The 16,640-nt window shown below is 66.9% G+C and carries 13 protein-coding genes; 2 read left to right on the forward strand and 11 right to left on the reverse strand.

All coding sequences use genetic code 11. The features are described from left to right. Positions 1-30: 30 nt before the first annotated feature. The 11 genes from AC5P9W_RS02220 to AC5P9W_RS02270 form a co-directional block, all read right to left on the reverse strand. Positions 31-921: an energy transducer TonB gene (locus tag AC5P9W_RS02220; protein WP_134730138.1), complete on the reverse strand. Its 891-nt coding sequence runs from the start codon at positions 919-921 to the stop codon at positions 31-33. Between the two features lie 61 nt (positions 922-982). Continuing rightward, entirely contained in the window at positions 983-2,713 is a 1,731-nt protein-coding gene (aceK, locus tag AC5P9W_RS02225; protein ID WP_155030216.1) for a bifunctional isocitrate dehydrogenase kinase/phosphatase, read from the reverse strand. 165 nt (positions 2,714-2,878) lie between these two features. Continuing rightward, positions 2,879-3,238, reverse strand: a complete 360-nt coding sequence (locus AC5P9W_RS02230; protein ID WP_005419760.1) for a hypothetical protein — start codon at positions 3,236-3,238, stop codon at positions 2,879-2,881. 53 nt (positions 3,239-3,291) lie between these two features. After that, positions 3,292-3,708 carry a roadblock/LC7 domain-containing protein gene (locus tag AC5P9W_RS02235; RefSeq protein WP_021202038.1) on the reverse strand — a complete coding sequence of 139 codons (417 nt, stop codon included), beginning with the start codon at positions 3,706-3,708 and terminating at the stop codon, positions 3,292-3,294. Beyond that, a complete protein-coding gene (locus AC5P9W_RS02240) occupies positions 3,701-4,249 on the reverse strand; it encodes a GTP-binding protein (protein WP_010481027.1) in 549 nt (182 codons plus the stop codon). Before AC5P9W_RS02240 ends, AC5P9W_RS02235 begins: the two co-directional genes overlap by 8 nt. Beyond that, complete coding sequence (locus AC5P9W_RS02245; RefSeq protein ID WP_021202039.1) at positions 4,242-5,207, reverse strand: hypothetical protein; 966 nt, start codon at positions 5,205-5,207, stop codon at positions 4,242-4,244. The genes AC5P9W_RS02240 and AC5P9W_RS02245 overlap by 8 nt, the downstream gene beginning before the upstream one ends. A gap of 278 nt (positions 5,208-5,485) precedes the next feature. Beyond that, positions 5,486-7,708, reverse strand: a complete 2,223-nt coding sequence (locus AC5P9W_RS02250) for an NADP-dependent isocitrate dehydrogenase (RefSeq protein WP_019660847.1) — start codon at positions 7,706-7,708, stop codon at positions 5,486-5,488. A 357-nt stretch (positions 7,709-8,065) separates the two neighbouring features. Beyond that, positions 8,066-8,578 (reverse strand): hypothetical protein, encoded by a 513-nt coding sequence (locus tag AC5P9W_RS02255; RefSeq protein WP_206621898.1) that lies wholly within the window; start codon positions 8,576-8,578, stop codon positions 8,066-8,068. A gap of 43 nt (positions 8,579-8,621) precedes the next feature. Continuing rightward, a complete protein-coding gene (locus AC5P9W_RS02260; protein ID WP_005419771.1) occupies positions 8,622-8,915 on the reverse strand; it encodes a LysM peptidoglycan-binding domain-containing protein in 294 nt (97 codons plus the stop codon). A gap of 214 nt (positions 8,916-9,129) precedes the next feature. Then, positions 9,130-9,948: an NADPH-dependent 7-cyano-7-deazaguanine reductase QueF gene (gene queF, locus AC5P9W_RS02265; RefSeq protein ID WP_111098606.1), complete on the reverse strand. Its 819-nt coding sequence runs from the start codon at positions 9,946-9,948 to the stop codon at positions 9,130-9,132. A 633-nt stretch (positions 9,949-10,581) separates the two neighbouring features. Further along, the gene (locus tag AC5P9W_RS02270) at positions 10,582-11,901 is read right to left on the reverse strand and encodes a M20 family metallopeptidase (protein ID WP_206621899.1); all 1,320 of its coding nucleotides are present in this window, start codon (positions 11,899-11,901) and stop codon (positions 10,582-10,584) included. Between the two features lie 186 nt (positions 11,902-12,087). On the opposite strand from AC5P9W_RS02270, the gene AC5P9W_RS02275 reads away from it, so the two are divergent. Next, positions 12,088-13,332 carry an efflux RND transporter periplasmic adaptor subunit gene (locus AC5P9W_RS02275; protein WP_188249673.1) on the forward strand — a complete coding sequence of 415 codons (1,245 nt, stop codon included), beginning with the start codon at positions 12,088-12,090 and terminating at the stop codon, positions 13,330-13,332. Between the two features lie 74 nt (positions 13,333-13,406). Beyond that, complete coding sequence (locus AC5P9W_RS02280) at positions 13,407-16,640, forward strand: efflux RND transporter permease subunit (RefSeq protein WP_111098934.1); 3,234 nt, start codon at positions 13,407-13,409, stop codon at positions 16,638-16,640.

The following is a 16,640-nucleotide window of genomic DNA, read 5'->3' on the forward strand; positions in this document are numbered from 1 at the left end:
GAGCCGGGCTGCCCGGCTCCGCAGCGGGTCTCAGCTCTGTTGCAGCGGGGTCAGCAGGCGCAGGCCGCGCTTGGCGCCGTCCACCATGTAGACGCCGCCTTCCGGCAGCAGATCGCTGCCGGCCTGCTCGACCGGGTCGGCCTCGTGCCACGGCACGCTCTGCCGCGGCCCCGGAATGAAAGCGCGCCAGCGGCCATAGCGTTCCGCCTCTGCATTGGGATCATGGTTCAGGGCGAAGTTCACCGGGATGCGAACCGTCCAGCTGTCCCGGGTGCTGTCCTCCCCGGTGGTCGGTGGCTTGAAGGTCCAGGTGCGGGCGGTGCTGACGCTGGCTCTGGCCAGGATGTCGCGCATCTTGGCCAGGGTCCGCTCGGACGCGACCACAGCCATGTTCACCTGCTCGGCGGCCACGTCGGCCACTGTTCCGTCGCGCGCCACCTTGACCAGCAGCAGCACCTCACCCTGGCCACCGTTTCGGTAGGCCGCCTCCGGGTAGCGCGGCGGTGTCATGTGCAGCGGGGTCACCGAATCAGTGGCCTTCGGATCGTACTCGCTGAAGTCGACACTGGTCATGCTGATTTCATAACCGCCATCGGCCGCAGCCTTGCCGCGCAGGCGAACGCGCAAAGGGGCCCGCGTGGCCACCGCCTGGCCAGCGCGCAGCGTGGGCTCGAAGCGCCAGCCCCCGATGGTGCCTTCGACGAAGGAGGCGATGCCCGGGGCGACCATGGCTTTCTGGTCCAGCACCAGCGAACTGACCGCGCCCTCCGGCGTGACCTCGATATGACCGGACAGCACCATGCTCATTTCCGCAGTCGCACGTACAGCACGTGCGGTCTGCGCAGTGGCGTCACCTGCAAGCAGGGGGGCGCCGGCACCGACGGCCAGCGCGAGGGCGAGAAACAGTGGAGAACGCATCATTGCCGGATCCTTGGTGATGATCGGCGAGAGTACCTCAGCCCAAGCGCCCAGGACAGCCGGCTCAGGCCAGCCGGTGCGCGCCCGAATAGGGCGGCGTGTCCGGATAGTCACCTCGGCCGAAGCGTTCCTGCAGGCCCTGCCACCAGCCCGGGTCGAACAGGTGCCGGTAGTGCTCGCGCACCGCTGCCAGCTCTGCAGCGGGCAGGCCCATGAACGGGCCGAAGCGCTCGGGAAACACGTCGCGCGGACCAACATGGAACCAGGGCTCGTCGGCCATGGCCTCCTCCGGCGTACGCGGCTGCGGCCACGCACGGAACACGCAGTCGCTGACCAGGCACAGCTCGTCATAGTCGTAGAACACGGCCCGGCCGTGCCGTGATACACCGAAGTTCTTCGGCAGCATGTCACCGGGGAAGATGTTGTTGCGCGCCATGTCGGTGATCGCCTGCGCATAGTCGAGCACCGCTGCACGTACCGCCTCCCCGCCCTGCTCGCGCAGGTACAGGTTCAATGGACGGAAACGGCGCTGCACGTAGCACAGTGCGATCTCCACCTCATCGCCATCAACGCGTACGCTCTGCGCGCACTGCTGCAGCAGTTCGTCCAGCAAGGCCGGCGCGAAACGCGCGCGCGGAAAACGCAGATGACGATAGGGCTGCGCATCGAGCAGGCGGCCGACACGATCGAGATTGAACACCAGCGCGTACTTCTCTTCCACCTGCTGCCGCGACATCGCCTTGGGCCACGCGAAACGGTCGCGGATCAGCTTGAACACCAGCGGATAGCTGGGCAGGGTAAACACCGCCATGACCATTCCCGGCGTGCCTTCGGCATGCACCAGCCGCTCCTGCGGGTGCTCGTTGAAGTGGCGGAAGAACGTGCGGTAGCGCTCGGTCTTGCCCTGCTTGGCACGTCCCAGCACCGTGTAGATCTCATCGATGGGCTTGCCCGGCAGCAGGCTGCGCAGGAACACCACGGCATCGCCCACCGTACCCAGATCGGCCTGGAAGTAGCTGCGCGACACGCCAAACAGATGAGCAACATCACGGCGCCGGGTCAGCACCGCATCGGCACGCAGGCCGCGCGCGTCGTTGACCAGGGCAATCACGCAGGGTGAGAAGCGGTGCTCGCCGAATACACGTCCAACCAGATAGGCGCGGCGCTCGCGGTAGAACACGGTATCGAGCAGCTCGATGCTGCGCACCGGCGTGTCACCCCAGTGGGCCAGATCATCCTGCAGGCGCACGGCGATGGCCGCCGCGCAGCGCAGCTGGTGCGCGTACGGAATGTCGAAACGATAGTCGGCCAACACGCGTTGCAGGGCCTCCACCGGCCGCGTCGGCGAGACGGCATAGGTATGCCGCGCGACGGGATGGGTGATCGCATCGGACGGCTCAACGTCGAAAGCAATGAATTCCAGCGCCGGGTCCACGCCGCGGGTAGCGAACAGGCGCCGCGACAGCGTGTTGTAGAAGGTCTTGTACAGCTCGGCGTCGATCAGGCCCTGCAGTAACGCGCTGTAGCCGGCGTGCACCTGCAGCCACAGCGCGCGCTCGCCGATCGCGTCACCGGCGAGGCGGCGCAACGCATCCATCTGCTCGGCGATGCACAGATCGTAGAGGGCGATGCGCTCGACTGCATCCTGTCGCGCACCGGCCCAGTCGCGCTGCTCGAAGCGCTGCCGCGCCCGCGCGGTGATCGCCGCGAAGCGGGCATGGTACTGCTCGAAACCATCGCGGATGGCACCGGCGATACGCGGCGCCAGCTCGGTAGCGATGTCAGGCTTGGACATGCATGGCTCACCCGGGAAGACCGGCTTTACCATACGCTGGCGTGGGGTTGCTTGTGTAGAGCCGAGCCCATGCTCGGCTGATCCAGGCAGAAGCAGCCGAGCATGGCTCGGCTCTACAGTTGCAAAGAGCAGTCGGGCGGGCTCGACTCTACCAAAGCCAATGGCTCAGATCGCCAGTTCGGCCTCCACGTCCTGCACCTTGCGTCGGGCCAGTGCAAGGTTGGACTTGGTCCGGTCCAGCACGATGTAGAAGAACAGTCCCTTCTTCTTCGCGACCGGTCGCATGATGTGGTACGCCTTGCCCAGCGAGATCAGGATATCCTCGATGCTGTCATTGAGGTTCAACGAGGCGGCGGTCTTCATCTTGGCCCGGATCACTTCGGTGTTGCCGGCAGCGGCCACCTCCATGTCCATGCCGGCACCGGCTTCGCCCAGCAGCATGCCGCTTTCGTAGTCGACCAGCGCCACTGCCTGCGCGCCGTCGATGCCCATCAGTGCGTTCAACGATTCATTCAATCCAGCCACGTCGCACCCCTTGTCGATGTTGGTTCGAGCCCCTCGTTCCCCTGCGGCCGGGCTCACGATCCGCCGAGTTCGGCCAGGATCGCCTGGCCACATTCCCTGCTCTGCCACAGCACCTGGCCGATCACGCTGCGCTGGTCGCAGGCCGCCATCAGCAGCAGCGGTGCACGTCCCTCGTGCTGGATCGCCAGCATCAGCACCTTGCCGCCGGCCGCCTCCAGCATCAGCGTCTGCAGATCCCCCAGCAGCAGCTCGCGCCCGACCGCCGCGGCCAGCGCCAGCATCGCGCTGGTCATTGCCGCCAGCCGTTCGCCGCGCCCTTCGGCACCAGCGCTGACCAGGGCAAAGCCATCGACACTGGCCAGCACTACCGTGCGCACGCCTTCCACCCGCTGCTGCAGGTCCTGCAGCAGCGGCTGCAGGCGCGCACGCTGGCCGGCATCGGGCAGCACCGCCATCTGCCCGTCAGCCATGCGCGGCCACCAGTGCGTGCGCTTCCATTTCGCTCATCAGTACATCCATCAGCAGCAATCCCTGTTCGCGGTCGCGGGCATCCACCGCCAGCAAAGGCAGCGGTTGATCATCCAGGCTGGCGCGTGCAGCCCAGTCGTCCAGCGCAGCGTGCGGCGCCTGGTCGAGATGGGTGACCGCCACCACCAGCGCCAATGACGCTGCGAACGGCTGCAGCACCTGCAGGTAGTCCTCCAGCTCGCCGGCCAACCCGGCACGGCGCGCGTCCAGCAGCAGCACCGCACCACGTGCCCCCTGCAGCAGGATCGGCCACAGGAAATCAAAGCGCTGCTGGCCGGGTGTCCCGTAAAGCCGCAGGCGTTCGCCGTTGGGCAGGTCGATGTCTGCGTAGTCCAGCGCGACGGTGGTGGAGGCCTTGTCGGCACCGAGGCGATCACTGTTGGCCACATCGGTGTCGATCACCGCGCCGGCCGCGATGCTGCGCACGAGTGTCGACTTGCCGCTGCCCATGCCACCGAGCACGACCACCTTGTGCTCACGCATTGCGCTCGCTCCCACGCAGGTGGCGCCACAGGCGGGCAAGCAGGCCGTTGTCGGTGCCATTGCCGCGTAGGGCCGTCATCGGTGCCGCCGGGGCGCTCTGCAACTGCGCGTAACCGCAGAGATAGGCGGCATGGATGAAATCACGCACCGCCGCAGCCGGCAACTCGAGCAGCATCGCGCATTCTTCAACCGTGCACGCGCGCTTGAGCAGCAGCGAACACAGGCGGAAGCCATCGTGGTCGTGGCCCAGCACGCGGAAATCCGGCCAGCGCAGCAGCTTCACCGAGGCGCCACGCAGGCGTTCGTCCAGTGCCTGCCAATGTCGGCTGCGCTGTGCCCACTGCCACAGCAGGGGCCGCAGTGGCTGGCGCGGCCGCTCACCGGCCAGGGCCTGCAGGCGAGCCGGCGTGAGCGCATCCAGCTGCAGGCGTTCGAAGGCATCGGCCAGGCGCTCTACCAGCGCGCTCGCGGGCTCCTGCAACAGCACGGCCTGGTCATGCTCGAGGTCCATCAGCAGGACGGGGTCACCCGCGTCACTCAGCAGTGCCTGCCCCTGGCGCAGGGGCAGCCGCTCGCGCAGCAGGCGGGTGATGGCGTGTGCACCATCGGCAAGACGGATCGGTGCGGGTGCGTGCATGGTCAGGGGCTCCACTGCCAACTGCATCCCGCGCAGGGCGCGGCCGATGGCACCGTCATCAAGTATGTCCTGAGGGCCATCGCCGTCGCGCAGCTGGCCCCCCAGATCCTCGATCCAGCACTGCAGTCGCGGGCGTTGCTGGCGCATGCGCAGGGCCGCGTTGCGCAGCGCCGGCGTATCGCGGATGACCAGCAGGTCGCAATCGTCCAGATCCTGGCTGCGGCGGATCTGGCCGTCCGGCAGCGCCGATGCTACGCGTAGCCGCTGCAGCAGGGCCTGCTCGCCCTGGATGTCGGTTCCCACTACCAGCACGCGTGCCATCCGTGTTCCCCGTGCGGCCACCTCCCCGGTGGCCTCGCGTCGCCAAGGCTAGGACATCGCCAGCGGCAGCCGTCGTGATCGACTGCTCAGATCGGGAGCGGTTGCAGACGGTGTCCGATCGGTTCTGCGACGGCCATCGCGGGCAAGTTTCATGCCGCTTTGACGGCATTCCGACGGCCAACGGATGTCACGGTTCTGGACGCGGGTCGAATGGGGCCGCCCAAAAAGAAACCCGCGCCGAAGCGCGGGTTCCGGGGTCACGACCGAACGGCGACGGATCAGCCGCGCAGCTGCTCCAGCGCGGCGTTGAAGGTCGCGCTCGGGCGCATCGCCTTGCTGGCCTTGGCCACGTCCGGGCGGTAGTAGCCGCCGATGTCCACGGCCTTGCCCTGCACCGCGACCAGCTCTTCGACGATCTTCTGCTCGTTGTCGGTCAGTGCCTTGGCCAGCGGGGCGAAGCGCGCCTTCAGTGCAGCATCTTCGTCCTGCGCGGCCAGGGCCTGGGCCCAGTACAGCGCGATGTAGAAGTGGCTGCCACGGTTGTCGATGCCACCCAGCTTGCGCGACGGCGACTTGTCGTTGTCCAGGAACTGGCCGTTGGCTTCGTCCAGCGCCTTGGCCAGCACACGGGCAGCGGCGTTGTCGTAGCGGTTGCCCAGGTGTTCCAGCGACGCGGCCAGGGCCAGGAATTCACCCAGCGAATCCCAGCGCAGGTAGTCTTCCTCGACGAACTGCTGCACGTGCTTCGGAGCCGAACCACCGGCACCGGTCTCGAACAGGCCGCCACCGGCCATCAGCGGCACGATCGACAGCATCTTGGCGCTGGTGCCCAGCTCCATGATCGGGAACAGGTCGGTCAGGTAGTCACGCAGCACGTTGCCGGTCACCGAGATGGTGTCCTCGCCCTTGCGGATGCGGTCCAGCGAGAACGCGGTGGCTTCCACCGGCGGCAGGATGCGGATGTCCAGACCGGCAGTATCGTGGTCCTTGAGGTACTGCTCGACCTTGGCGATGACCTGCGCGTCGTGGGCACGGGCGGCATCCAGCCAGAACACGGCCGGGGTGCTGCTCAGGCGGGCGCGCTCGACGGCCAGCTTCACCCAGTCCTGGATCGGCGCGTCCTTGGTCTGGCACATGCGCCAGATGTCACCGGCTTCGACGGCATGCTCGAACACCACGGTGCCAGCATCGTCGGTGACCTTGACCACGCCATCGGCAGCGATCTGGAAGGTCTTGTCGTGCGAGCCGTACTCCTCGGCCTTCTGTGCCATCAGGCCGACGTTCGGCACCGAACCCATGGTGGCCGGGTCGAAGGCGCCGTGCGCCTTGCAGTCATCGATGACGGCCTGGTACACGCCGGCGTAGCAGCGGTCCGGAATGACGGCCTTGGTGTCCTGCAGCTTGCCTTCGGCATTCCACATCTTGCCGGAGTCGCGGATCATCGCCGGCATCGAGGCGTCGACGATCACGTCGCTCGGCACGTGCAGGTTGGTGATGCCCTTGTCCGAGTTGACCATGGCCACGCCCGGGCGCTGTGCGTACTCGGCAGCCAGGTCGGCTTCGATCGCAGCACGGGTGGCTTCCGGCAGCGACGGCAGGCGCGCAGCCAGGTCACCGATGCCGTTGTTGGCATCGAAACCGGCCTGCTTCAGCACGTCGGCGTGCTTGGCCAGCACGTCCTTGTAGAACTCGTTCACCGCCACACCGAACATGATCGGGTCGGAGACCTTCATCATGGTCGCCTTCAGGTGCAGCGAGAACAGCACGCCCTGGGCCTTGGCATCGGCAATCTGCTCGCCGATGAACGCGGCCAGTGCCTTGCGGCTCATCACGGCGGCATCGACGATCTCGCCGGCCTTGACCGCGGTCTTTTCCTTCAGCACAGCGGTGCTGCCGTCATTGCCGTGGAAGGTGATCTTCAGCGAACCGGCATTGGCCAGGGTGGCCGACTTCTCGCTGCCGTAGAAATCACCGGCGGCCATGTGCGCGACATGCGACTTCGAATCCGGCGCCCAGGCGCCCATACGGTGCGGGTGCTTGCGCGCGTAGTTCTTCACCGACAGCGGTGCACGGCGGTCGGAGTTGCCTTCGCGCAGCACCGGGTTCACCGCGCTGCCCTTGACCTTGTCGTAGCGCGCCTTGTAGTCGCGCTGCTGGTCGTCGGCCGGGGTTTCCGGGTAATCCGGCAGCGGGTAGCCCTGGTCCTGCAGTTCCTTGATGGCCGCCTTCAGCTGCGGCACCGAGGCGGAAATGTTCGGCAGCTTGATGATGTTGGCGTCCGGGGTGGTTGCCAGCTGGCCCAGTTCGGCAAGGTCGTCGCTGACCTTCTGTGCATCGGACAGCAGTTCCGGGAACTGCGACAGGATGCGGCCGGACAGCGAGATGTCACGGGTTTCCACCACGATGCCGGCTGTACCGGTGTAGGCGTCAACGATCGGCAGCAGCGACTGGGTGGCCAGGAACGGGGCTTCGTCGGTCAGCGTGTAGAGAATCTTGGACATGGGGGACTTGGACTCTGTAGCAGTGCTCAGGGGAAGGCCGGCGCCAGCGCCGGGCCACGTGCAACCGTGTCGCGCGCGGGGCGGAGCCCCACGCTTTCCCCGTCGCCGTCAGGGTGGGCGCGCGGCGGGGAAACCCCTGCATTGTCGCGTTTTCAGCCGCGCGGGGCAAAGCCACGCCATACGCGACGGTACTGCATGCCGGCAACGCTGTGATCCATCCACGCCTGGATGAAGCCCGCCCACAGCATCAGTGGATCCACGCCATGCGTGGATGAAGCCGACCATCGCACAACAAAAAAGGACGCAGCCTCGCGGCTGCGTCCATCGTGAGCCCTGCCGGGAGAGAGTCGGCTGGACTTACTTGACCTCGAACTCCTGCGGCGTTCCGGCCGCCTTGCCATCGACGGTGACCTCGGCGCGGTACTTGCCGGCCGGCCAGCCCTTTGCATTCTTGAACGTGACGTTGGTGGTTTCCGCACCACTGGTGTTCAGGGTGGCGGTCTGTTCGCCGGCCACCTGGCCGTCCTGATAGGTCAGCTTCGCGCCAACGCTGACATTGTTTGCCGCACCGTCGGTCTTGACCGAGACGATGATGTCGTCCTTCGGTGCGAACAGAGCCGTCGTCGCAACCGACTTGTCGGCGGCGGCGGTCTTTCCGACCGTGACCGACGAGACGCTGACAGCAGCGGCTTCGGCCATCGGCGGCGGCGCGCCGGTCATCGGGGCCGGTGCTGCCGGTTCGGCCGGAGCGGTCGCTGCCGGAGCGGCATTGTTGTCGGTCGACTCTTCTTTCTTCTTGCAACCGACCAGGGCGACGCTGCCCAGCAGGGCGGCGATCAGGGCGGTCTGGAGCGGGGTGGTCTTGATCATTCGGGGTTCCTCCCAGGGATTGTCGGACGGCGTTCTGGCCGGCTTACTTCGGCGGCAGTTTCAGGGTCTGGCCCGGGAAGATCTTGTCCGGGTCATCAAGCACATCGCGGTTGGCTTCGAAGATCTTCTTCCAGGCATTGGCGTCGCCCAGATGCTGCTTGGCGATCTTCGACAGCGAGTCACCCTTCTGCACGGTATAGGTGCCGCCGCTGACAACGTCTGCGGTGCTGTCCACCGAAGCGCTGACACCGGAGAAGTCCGCCTTCGGCACCTGCTCGGCGGTACTGTCGACACTGCCACTGACGCCGGAGAAATCGGCTTTCTTCTCGGTACTCATCCACAACTCCCGTCTGCATGACTACGTGATTGGCACGGTGCCATGGCGGTTGTTAAATGGGGATGGTGCAGATGTGAAGCCGCCCCCGGGGGCGGCTGAACAATCGGGGGAATGGACACTCGATAGTGCCGGCCGCTGGCCGGCTGTGCCACGGGATCCGGCCTTGGCCGATTGCCGGCCAGCGGCCGGCACTACCGGTAACCGCCTGCGGCGGTTACTGCCGCAGCTCGCGGTAGGTCGCGGCCGGGGCGACGATACCCGGGCTGGCACGCCAGGGGTTGATGTCCAGGCCACCACGGCGGGTGTAGCGGGCCTCAACCTCCAGCCAGTGCGGCTGGCAGCGCGCGGACACCTCGCTGAAGATCCGCTCAACACACTGCTCGTGGAACTCGGCATGCTCGCGGTAGCTGACCAAGTAGCGCAGCAGGCCGGCGCGGTCGATCTTCGACCCACGGTAACGCAGGCTGACCGTGGCCCAGTCCGGCTGGCCGGTAACCGGGCAGTTGGACTTCAGCAGCGCCGAGACCAGAGTCTCCTCCACCACCTCGCCCGCATCGGCGGCGAGGAAGTCCGCCTGCGGCGGGCCGTAGCAGTCGATCTCCACGTCCAGCCCGTCGATGGATTCGCCAAGCGGCGTCTCTCGCAGCTCCGGCAGGCCGAACTCCACCTGGACCGGCGCACCGGCGCAGGCCGACAGATCCGCCACGATGCGCGCGCGCAATGCCTCGGCGCTGTCGATACGGGTGCTGTTGAGGGAGTTGAGGTACAGCTTGAACGACTTGGATTCGATCAACCGCGGCGAGGTGCAGGGCACCTGGACGGTGGCGACGGCGACCTGCGGCTTGCCGCGCGGGTCGAGCCAGCTCAGTTCGAACGCATGCCAGCGGTCGTGGCCGACGAACGGCAGCGCGGCATCATCGAGGCCGATCTCGGCACGGGCGCCACTGCGCGGGATGGGAAACAGCAGGCCGGGATCGTACTGCGACGGGTAACTGACCTCGCGACCGAGGCTGGAATCCTGTGGGGTGTTCATGGGGGGCATTGTATCGCGCGGAGGGCGGGCCTTCGGCCGGGCCGGCCAACGGCGAAGCCCCTCCGTGGTGGTTGTATTGGGATGATCGCGAAAGGCGGTCTATCGGCTTGGCCGGGTGGGCAGGCGGGTCGGGGGACGCCGTAAACCCGTCCATGGAGGCTTGGCCGCGGCATCCATGCCGCAGACACCCCCGCCCCGCCTGCCCACCCGGCCCCTGACAGTTCCTTGCACGCGGCCACCACCACGGGAAAGATCAGAAAATCAAGATCAAAAGCCGATTCTTCAGACGTTCACGACGCCTGCCGTGTCGACCAAGGTCGACACCCACCAGAAGCAGAGTGTCGTTCCGACAGCCCGCGGGAAACTGTCGAAGGCGGGGCGGGTCCGGTGGCAGGGGCGTGAGCCGCATGGGCCCGAGGCATGCCTCGGGCGGGTTGGGCAGGACGCCCAACCCCGGTCTTGCCGTGTGCGCAGGACGGCGCACACGAGCAAGCGGCGACCGAGCTTACATGGACGTACTTGCAGCGTCCCCTGCCACCGGACCCACCCCGCCATCCCTCAGGAAACCAGCTTTTGCCGTTGACGTGGCTTTGGTCTCGGCGGGTGCAGGGCTGCAAGCCCTGCCAACACCCCTCACCCCGCAGGCGTACCGGTACCGTGCAGGTAATCCAGGCTCACCTGCAGCAGCGCACGCAGACCCACATCCAGCGCCTTCTCATCCAGCAGGAACTTCGGCGAATGATTGGCCGGCGCCGTCGCCGGGTCGATGCCCACGCTGGTGGAACCGACGAAGAAGAACATGCCAGGCACTTCCTTCGCGTACAGCGAGAAATCCTCCGCGCCCATCTGCAACGGTGGCTCGTATACGTTGTCCTTGCCCACCACCGCCTGCAGGCTCGGCAGCATCTTCGCGGTCAGCGCCGGGTCGTTCACCGTGGCCGGGTTGCCCTCCGATTCGTAGATGTCGGTCACCGCCTTGGCACCGTGCGCGGCGGCCGTGTGCTCGGCCACGTTGCGCAGGTCGGCGAAGATCTGCTGGCGCATCCTTTCGTCGAAGGTGCGGATGGTGCCGACCATCTCCACTTCATCGGGAATGATGTTGTAGCGGATGCCGCCGTTGATTGCGCCGAAGGTCAGCACCGCCGGTTGCTTGGACAGGTTGGCACGGCGGCTGACGATGGTCTGCGCGGTGCCGACCAGATCGGCGGTGGCGACGATCGGGTCAACACCGTTCCACGGTGCCGAGCCATGCGTCTGGCGCCCGATCACTTTGATGCCGAAACGGTCCGAGGCGGCCATCAACGGGCCACCGCGCACCGCGATCTGGCCGGCCTGCACGCTGGAGAACACATGCAGGCCAAACACCGCCTCCGGCTTGAAATCGGCGAACAGCCCTTCCTTCAGCATGAGTGCGGCACCGCCCTCTTCCGGCGGCGGCGCGCCCTCCTCGGCCGGCTGGAAGATCAGCATCACCTGGCCCGGCAGGTCCTTCTTCATCGACACCAGTGCTTCGGCCACGCCGAGCAGCGTCGCGGTGTGCGCGTCGTGGCCACAGGCATGCATCACGCCCACGGTCTGCCCGCGGTACTGGTCAGTGACCCTGGAAGCGAACGGCAGGCCGGTCTGCTCGGTCACCGGCAGCGCGTCCATGTCCGCGCGCAATGCGATCTTCGGGCCCGGCTTGCCGCCTTCGATGATCGCCACCACGCCGTGGTGGGCGATGCCGGTCTTCGGCTTCAGGCCCATCGCCCGCAGGCGCTTGGCGACTTCGGCCGAGGTACGCACTTCGCGGTTGGACAGCTCCGGGTGCTGGTGGAAATCACGACGCCACTCGATCACCTTGGACTGCAGCCGCTGCGCGGCGGCGGTCACTTCCGGGCGCTGCCCGTCCTGGGCGTGGGCAAGGGCCGGCAGGGCCAGCAGCAGGGCGGACAGCAGCAGCGAACGGCGCATCACAATCTCCACGGCAGGGGGTTCCAGCTGAATGTAGGGCAACACTGCCGCCACGGGAACCTCCGGCGCGGCATCCGGTCTTAGCGCCCGTCCCATCCGTCATGCAGGAAACGTGATGTGGCACAGGTATGCTTTGCGCATTGCCCGCCGGGCTCCGCCCGGTCCAGCCCTCTTGGAGTCCTCGTAATGTCACGTGTTTGGAAGATCGTGCTGCTGGTCGTGGCAGTGCTGGTGCTGGCCGTGGTCGGCCTGCGCGTCATCGGCGGCGGCAAGGACAAGGCTGGAAAACCCGCTGCGGGCGCGCGCCAGGGCGGCGAAGACCCGGATGCCGGCCCGGTGCCGGTGACCGTGGTCGATGCCACGCGCCAGGACGTGCCGGTGTATGCCAGCGCGCTGGGCACGGTGACTGCGATGAACACCGTGACCGTCAGCCCGCAGGTCGGCGGCCAGCTGATGAGCCTGAATTTCCGCGAAGGCCAGGAAGTGAAGCAGGGCGACGTGCTGGCGGTGATCGACCCGCGCACCGCCCAGGCCAGCTACGACCAGGCCGCTGCGGCCAAGCGCCAGAACGAGGCGCTGCTGGCCACCGCGCGCTCCAACTACCAGCGCTCGAACGCACCGGAGTATCGCCAGTACGTCGCCAAGACCGATCTGGATACACAACGAAACCAAGTGGCACAGTACGAAAGCGCAGTCGCTGCGAACGAGGCCAGCATGCGCTCGGCGCAGGTGCAGCTGCAGTACACCCGGGTCACTGCGCCGATCTCCGGCATCGCCGGCATCCGTGCGGTCGATGCGGGCAACGTGGTCAACGCCGGCACCGCGCTGGTCACGCTGACCCAGATCCATCCGATCCACGTGCTGTTCAACCTGCCCGAGCGCCAGCTGGGTGATGTGCGCCAGGCACAGGCCGCCGGCACGGTGCCGGTGGCCGCGCTGGACCGCGCCGACTCGCATGTTCTGTCCGGCGACGGCAAGCTGGACGTGGTCGACAACCTGATCAGTGCGGACAGCGGCACGTTCAAGGCACGTGCGGTCTTCGACAACACCGACAATGGCCTGTGGCCGGGCCAGTTCGTCAACGTCCGCATGCAGCTGCGCACGATTGCCGGTGGCGTGGTCATCCCGACCCAGGCCGTCCTGCGTGGGCCGGATGGCGAATACGTCTATGTCGTGCAGGGCGACAACACGGTGAAGATGCAGACCGTGCGCAGCGGCGTGGAAGTGGGCGACAGCCAGGTGCAGATTGCCGAAGGCCTGAAGGGCGGCGAGCGGGTGGTCAGTGAAGGCCAGTTCCGCCTGAAGCCGGGCAGCAAGGTCACCGCACTGAAGCCGGGCCAGACCCCGGCCGCACCGACCGAGGCCGAGCTGAAGGCGGCCGAACAGAAGAACGGTGGCGGCGGTGGCCGTCGCGGTGGTGGCCCGCGCTGAGCGCAGGCGACTGTTCTCCCTCGCGCCGGCATGCTCGTCGGCGCCGACATTGAAGTGCCAGCAAGGATCAGTCCGTGGGCTTTTCGACGATCTTCATCCGCCGCCCGATCGCCACCTCGCTGTTGATGGCGGGCCTGTTGCTGCTGGGCATCCTCGGCTACCGCAAGCTGCCGGTGTCGGCGCTGCCGGAAATCGATGCGCCCAGCCTGGTGGTCACCACCCAGTACCCCGGCGCCAACGCCACCACCATGGCCTCGCTGGTCACCACGCCGCTGGAGCGCCAGTTCGGGCAGATCTCCGGGCTGGAGCTGATGACCTCCGACTCGTCGGCCGGGTTGTCCACGATCATCCTGCAGTTCTCGATGGACCGGAACATCGACATCGCCGCGCAGGACGTACAGGCGGCGATACGCCAGGCCACCTTGCCCTCGTCGCTGCCCTACCAGCCGGTCTACAACCGGGTGAACCCGGCTGACGCGGCCATCGTTACCTTGAAACTGACGTCTGACACGCGTCCGCTGCGCGATGTCAACAACTACGCTGACTCCATCCTGGCCCAGCGCCTGTCGCAGGTGCAGGGCGTCGGCCTGGTCTCGATTGCCGGCAACGTGCGCCCGGCCGTGCGCATCCAGGTCAATCCGGCGCAGCTGTCGAACATGGGCCTGACCCTGGAACAGCTGCGCAGCGCGCTCACCCAGGCCAACGTCAATGCGCCCAAGGGCTCGTTGAACGGCAAGACCCAGTCCTACAGCATCGGCACCAACGACCAGCTGGCCAGCGCCGCCGAGTACCGCGACACCATCATCAGCTACAAGAACGGCCGCCCGGTGCGGCTGTCGGACGTGGCCGAGGTGGTCGATGGCGTGGAGAACGACCAGCTCGCCGCCTGGGCCGATGGCAAGCCGGCGGTGCTGCTGGAAGTGCGGCGCCAGCCCGGTGCCAACATCGTGCAGACGGTCGAGCGCATCCGCGCGATCCTGCCGCAGTTGCAGGGCGTGCTGCCAGCCGACGTGCACCTGGAGATCTTCAACGACCGTACCGAGACCATCCGCGCCTCGGTGCACGAAGTGCAGTTCACCCTGATCCTCACCATCGGCCTGGTGGTGGCGGTGATCTTCGTGTTCCTGCGCCGGTTGTGGGCCACGATCATTCCCTCGGTGGCGGTACCGCTCTCGCTGGCCGGCACTTTCGCGGTGATGGCCTTTGCCGGCATGTCGCTGGACAACCTCTCGCTGATGGCGCTGGTGGTGGCCACCGGTTTCGTGGTCGACGATGCGATCGTGATGATCGAGAACATCGTGCGGTATATCGAACAGGGCAAGAGCGGCAAGGAAGCGGCCGAGATCGGTGCACGCCAGATCGGCTTCACCGTGCTGTCGCTGACCATCTCGCTGGTGGCGGTGTTCCTGCCGCTGCTGCTGATGCCAGGCGTGACCGGCCGCCTGTTCCATGAGTTCGCCTGGGTGCTGAGCATCGCGGTGGTGCTGTCGATGCTGATCTCGCTGACGCTCACCCCGATGATGTGTGCCTACCTGCTCAAGCCCGATGCCCTGCCCGAGGGCGAGGACGCGCATGAGCGCGCGGCGGCGGCCGGCAAGCAGAACCTGTGGACGCGCACCGTCGGCCTGTACGAGCACAGCCTGGACTGGGTGCTGGGCCACCAGCGCCTGACCCTGGCCGTGGCCGGCGGCGCACTGGTGCTGACCGTGCTGCTGTACGTGCTGATCCCCAAGGGCCTGCTGCCCGAACAGGACACCGGCCTGATCACCGGCGTGGTGCAGGCCGACCAGAACATCGCCTTCCCGCAGATGGAGCAGCGCACCAGGCAGGTGGCCGAAGCGCTGCGCCAGGATCCGGACGTGACCGGCGTGTCGGCCTTCATCGGCGCCGGCAGCATGAACCCCACGCTCAACCAGGGCCAGCTGTCGATCGTGCTGAAGGAACGCGGCGAGCGCGATGGCCTGGAGGAGATCCTGCCGCGCCTGCAGAAGGCAGTGGCCGGCATTCCGGGGGTGGCGCTCTACCTGAAGCCGGTGCAGGACGTAACCCTGGATACCCGTGTGGCCGCCACCGAGTACCAGTACTCGCTGTCGGACGTGGATTCGGCGACGGTGGCGACCCAGGCCACGCGCCTGACCGAAGCGCTGCGCAAGCGCCCGGAACTGGCCGACGTCGACAACAACCTGTCCAGCCAGGGCCGCGCCCTGGAGCTGAACATCGACCGCGACAAGGCCAGCGTGCTGGGCGTGCCGATGCAGACCATCGACGACACGCTCTACGATGCGTTCGGCCAGCGCCAGATCTCGACCATCTTCACCGAGCTCAACCAGTATCGCGTGGTGCTGGAAGTGGCACCGGAGTTCCGCACCAGCACCGCGCTGATGGAACAGCTGGCGGTCGCCTCCAACGGCGCCGGCGCATTGACCGGCACCAATGCCACCAGCTTCGGCCAGGTCACCTCCTCCAACTCGTCCACCGCCACCGGCATCGGCGCGCAGAACACCGGCATCACTGTCGGCGCCGGCAACATCATTCCGCTGTCGGCGCTGGCCGAAGGCAAGGTGAGCAGCGCACCGCTGGTGGTCAGCCACCAGCAGCAGCTGCCGGCGGTGACGGTGTCGTTCAACGTGGCGCCGGGCTATTCGCTGTCCGAAGCGGTGCGAGCGATCCAGGAGACCAAGGACAGCCTGGACATGCCGGCACACCTGCATGCCGAATTCATCGGCAAGGCCGCTGAATTCACCGGCAGCCAGACCGATGTGGTGTGGCTGCTGCTGGCCTCGCTGGTGGTGATCTACATCGTGCTGGGCGTGCTCTACGAGAGCTACATCCACCCGATCACGATCATCTCCACCCTGCCGCCGGCCGGTGTCGGCGCGCTGCTGGCGCTGATGCTGTGCGGGCTGAGCCTGTCGGTGGATGGCATCGTCGGCATCGTGCTGCTGATCGGCATCGTCAAGAAGAACGGCATCATGATGGTCGACTTCGCGATCGAGGCGCGCCGCGCCGGTGCCAACGCGCATGAAGCGATCCGTCGCGCCTGCCTGCTGCGCTTCCGCCCGATCATGATGACCACCGCTGCGGCAATGCTCGGCGCACTGCCGCTGGCGCTGGGCACCGGCATCGGTTCGGAGCTGCGCCGCCCGCTGGGTATCGCCATCGTCGGCGGCCTGCTGCTGTCGCAGCTGGTCACGCTGTACACCACGCCGGTGATCTACCTGTACATGGAGCGCTTCTCCGAGTGGCTGGCGCGCCGCCGCGAACAGCGCGCGCTGCGCAATGGTTCGCTGCAGGAGCCGCAGGCATGA

The sequence above is a fragment of the Stenotrophomonas sp. YJH_SMC_33 genome, from assembly GCF_059372295.1.